This is a genomic window from Variovorax sp. 01T439_2 (genome assembly GCF_056398445.1).
This window is the reverse complement of record NZ_JBFTPJ010000627.1, coordinates 1-3,606: the sequence shown is the minus strand read 5'-3', so window position 1 is coordinate 3,606 and position 3,606 is coordinate 1. Positions and strand designations below refer to the sequence as shown.

Sequence of the window (3,606 nt, the reverse complement as noted above, 5' to 3'; positions counted from 1 at the left end):
GAGCAGCAGCGTCTTCAGGTGGAAAGGCGTGGTGACCAGTGCGCGGGGGCGTGGCACCGAAGCCAGCGTCTTGGCCACGTCGGCTGGAAAGAACGGCCGTCCGCTGTCGAACGCGGCGCCGCCGAGCATGGCCAGCAGCGCCGATGATTCCAGCCCGTAGCTGTGCTGCACGGGCACGGTCGCCACCAGCGTCAGGCCGGCGAGCGATGGCAGACCGAGCAGGCTGGAGAGCCGCTCCACCGCCACCGCGACGTCGCCGACCAGCGTGTCCCAGCGCTTGGCATGCGGCTGCGGCGCACCGGTGGAGCCGGAGGTCAGCAGGCTCACCGCGTGCATGGCGCCGTCGATGGCCGGAAGCTCGAGGCCCGCATCGCCTTCGGAGCCGCCGCGGTATTCGACCAGCAGGCGCGGCATGCCGGGCGTGGCGAGCGCGGCGTCATCGGTCAGCGCGAAAAGATTCGAGCCGCCGGATTCGAGCAGGCGCGCGAGCGTGTCGGGCCGCGCGTCGGGCGGCAGCAGGCTCGCATGGCCGCGCACCAGCGCAGCGGCCAGGCCGACCGCAAACGCATAGCGGTCGACACAGAGATTGACGGCCCGGCCCTCGGCCGGCAGCAGCGGCGCGAAGCGGGCCACGTCGGCCAGGAACTGGCGCGTGCTCACCGGCACGCCGGCGCGCCAGGCCAGCGGTGCATCGAGGTCCCGGTTGGCGATCAGCGGCAGCAGGCGGGTATCGGCGCTCACGCAATGGGCCCCTTGCTTCAACGGCTGCCGCTGCCGTGGTCGACGGGCGAAGCGCCCTGGAAGGCGCGCACTGCATCGATGAGCCGCGTGCGCTCGAATTCGGGGTGCAGCCGGTAGCGCACCAGGTGCTCGCCCACGAAAAGAAGCGTGACCGACAGCGGCGTCAGCACGTTCGCGAGCAGCGACCAGGCCGAGAAAGGCAGCGTCAAATACACCACGATCGACGACACCACCACCAGCGCGAAGTACGCGGTCCAGATGCGCGTGAGCGTGGTCGTGTAGGCCAGCATCTGGCCCTTGAGCGGATGCACGCGCTGGGCGAACTGGGTGATCAGCGGCAGGCCGGGCCCGCGCAGCGAGGCGCCGAACCAGCCGCACAGGAGGCCGTTGATGGCGACATGCTGAAACACATAGAGCCGGTTGGTGTCGCCCGCCTCACCCAGGAACACGAGCGCAAAGCCCCCGATGCCCAGCAGCATGGCCGCGGCAAAACCCCAGCGGCCGAACTTGCTTGCGGCAAAACCCATGGCGGCCAGCCAGAGCGGACCGAGCAGCACCACCACGGCCCACGGCTCGGTGGGGTGGAACAGCATCATCCAGTGAGAGAGGCCGGCATAGGCCACCCCCACCAGCAGCAGGAGCGCCAGTCGCCATCGAGACATGGATCAGGAAGCGCTGCGATGCTGGGCGACGTGGGTCGCGAGCGTGCGCAGCGACTGGAAGATCTGCTGGTTGCGCTCGTCGTCCGAGCGCAGCTGGAAGCCATAGCGCCGGGACACCTCGAGCGCGACTTCGAGGATGTCGATGGAATCGAGGCCCAGGCCTTCGCCGTACAGCGGATCGGTGGGCACGATGTCTTCGGGTGCGACTTCGAGATTGAGCGCGTTCACCAGCAGGACGGCCAACTCTTTTTCAATCGGCGACTGTTCAGGTGAATCGCCGGCGGCGGGAATGGGGGGCTGAGCAGTCGATGACAAAAAAACCTCCTGAAACTTTTTCCGTAACTACCTCGGGGGCCGTGGATTATAGGAGGGCAGCTTGATTAGACTGCCCGCTTCGATACGACCCGGAGCCCTTCATGGCCGACCCCCTTCTGATCGCGCGCCACGACACCATCGAGTGCACCCTGCTGCCCAGCCTGGCCAACCGCCACGGCCTCATCACCGGCGCCACCGGCACCGGCAAGACGGTCACGCTGCAGACCATGGCCGAAAAGCTCTCGGGCATCGGCGTTCCCGTGTTCATGGCCGACGTCAAGGGCGACCTGACCGGCATGAGCCAGAAAGGCAGCATCGGCGAAAAAATGGCGGCCACGCTGAAGGAACGGGGCATCGATCTGCCCGAATCGCAGGCCTGCCCCGTCACCCTGTGGGACGTGTTCGGCGAACAGGGCCACCCGGTGCGCGCCACCGTCTCCGACATGGGGCCCCTGCTGCTGGGCCGCATGCTCGACGTGAACGAAACGCAGGCCGGCGTGCTGAACCTGGTGTTCAAGATCGCCGACGACAACGGCCTGCTGCTGCTCGACCTGAAGGACCTGCGCGCCATGCTGCAGTACGTGGGCGAGAACGCGAGCCAGTTCACCACCGAGTACGGCAACATCAGCGCCGCCAGCGTGGGCGCCATCCAGCGCGGCCTGCTGCAGATCGAGACCCAGGGCGGCGACAAGTTCTTCGGCGAGCCGATGCTCAACATCGCCGACTTCATGCAGACGGTGGGCGGCAAGGGCGTGGTCAACATCCTGGCGGCCGACAAGCTCATGAATTCGCCGCGGCTCTACGCCACCTTTCTGCTCTGGATGCTGTCCGAACTGTTCGAACAGCTGCCCGAGATCGGCGACCCCGAGCAGCCCAAGCTCGCCTTCTTCTTCGACGAGGCCCACCTGCTCTTCAACGAGGCGCCCAAGGCGCTGGTCGAGCGCATCGAGCTCGTGGTGCGGCTGGTGCGCTCCAAGGGCGTGGGGGTTTATTTCGTGACGCAGAACCCGCTGGACATTCCGGATTCGGTGCTGGCCCAGCTGGGCAACCGCGTGCAGCATGCGCTGCGCGCCTTCACCCCGCGCGACCAGAAGGCCGTCAAGGCCACGGCCACCACCATGCGCCAGAAGCCGGGACTGGACATCGAAACCGCGATCACCGAGCTCGCGGTGGGCGAGGCGCTGGTGAGTTTTCTCGATGCCAAGGGCCGCCCGAGCGTGACCGAGCGCGTGTTCGTGGTGCCACCCGGCAGCCAGATCGGCCCCATCACGGCCGCGCAGCGCCAGGCGGTCATTGCCAATTCGCTCGTCGCTGGCGTGTACGAGAAGACCGTGGACCGCGAATCGGCCTACGAAAAACTCAAGGGCCGGGCCGAAACCGCGCCCGATGCACCGCAGCCCAAGACGGCGGGCGCCGGCAAGGGTGCGGCCGAAGCGTCCGAAGGCAGCAGCATGCTGAACGACCTGCTCTTCGGCAGCACGGGCCCGCGCGGCGGCAAGCGCGACGGCCTCGTGCAGACCATGGCCAAGTCGGCGGTGCGGACCATGGGCACCTCGGTCGGCAAGGAAATCCTGCGCGGCGTGCTGGGCGGCATCTTCGGCGCCAAGAAGCGCTGAGCCAGCCGGGCCCCGCTGGCTGGCTACCAGCGCAGCAGGCGCGGCCCGAGCACGGCGCCCACCAGCACCGGCAGCCCGATGCCGCTCACGTACCAGACCGCGAGGAAAGGTGCCGTCAACTCCATGCAGTGCAGCGCATAGACCGCCGCACCCACCCCGCCGGCCAGCGCACCGGCGGCCGCACCGGCCAGCGCAGGCCGCGTGGGCGCCAGCCCCTTCAGGGCCAGCAGCGCCGCCGCAAAGACCGGCAGCGCCATGAGCCCGATGCTGAC

4 protein-coding genes and 1 pseudogene are annotated in these 3,606 nt (G+C 68.3%); 1 reads left to right on the top strand and 4 read right to left on the bottom strand.

Annotated elements, in window-relative coordinates:
* From AC1DOC_RS24665 to AC1DOC_RS24655, 3 genes and pseudogenes are all read right to left on the bottom strand, one after another.
* A pseudogene (locus AC1DOC_RS24665) lies at positions 1 to 741 on the bottom strand (AMP-binding protein); the annotation flags it as partial.
* Positions 742 to 758: 17 nt separating this feature from the next.
* Complete coding sequence (locus tag AC1DOC_RS24660) at positions 759 to 1,403, bottom strand: COG4648 family protein (RefSeq protein WP_012747777.1); 645 nt, start codon at positions 1,401 to 1,403, stop codon at positions 759 to 761.
* 3 nt (positions 1,404 to 1,406) lie between these two features.
* Positions 1,407 to 1,718 (bottom strand): phosphopantetheine-binding protein, encoded by a 312-nt coding sequence (locus tag AC1DOC_RS24655; protein ID WP_012747776.1) that lies wholly within the window; start codon positions 1,716 to 1,718, stop codon positions 1,407 to 1,409.
* Positions 1,719 to 1,819: 101 nt separating this feature from the next.
* Here AC1DOC_RS24655 and AC1DOC_RS24650 point away from each other — a divergent pair, with 101 nt between their 5' ends.
* Positions 1,820 to 3,334: a helicase HerA-like domain-containing protein gene (locus tag AC1DOC_RS24650; RefSeq protein WP_012747775.1), complete on the top strand. Its 1,515-nt coding sequence runs from the start codon at positions 1,820 to 1,822 to the stop codon at positions 3,332 to 3,334.
* Positions 3,335 to 3,357: 23 nt separating this feature from the next.
* On the opposite strand, the gene AC1DOC_RS24645 is transcribed toward AC1DOC_RS24650, so the two are convergent.
* Positions 3,358 to 3,606, bottom strand: a 249-nt coding sequence (locus tag AC1DOC_RS24645; RefSeq protein ID WP_478130681.1) for an NrsF family protein, incomplete at its 5' end; no start/stop codon positions are given.

Bases quoted from the DNA above. Each gene is read 5' to 3' on its own strand.
- AC1DOC_RS24660 (WP_012747777.1), bottom strand. From the start codon at position 1,403: ATGTCTCGATGGCGACTGGCGCTCCTGCTGCTGGTGGGGGTGGCCTAT.
- AC1DOC_RS24650 (WP_012747775.1), top strand. From the start codon at position 1,820: ATGGCCGACCCCCTTCTGATCGCGCGCCACGACACCATCGAGTGCACC.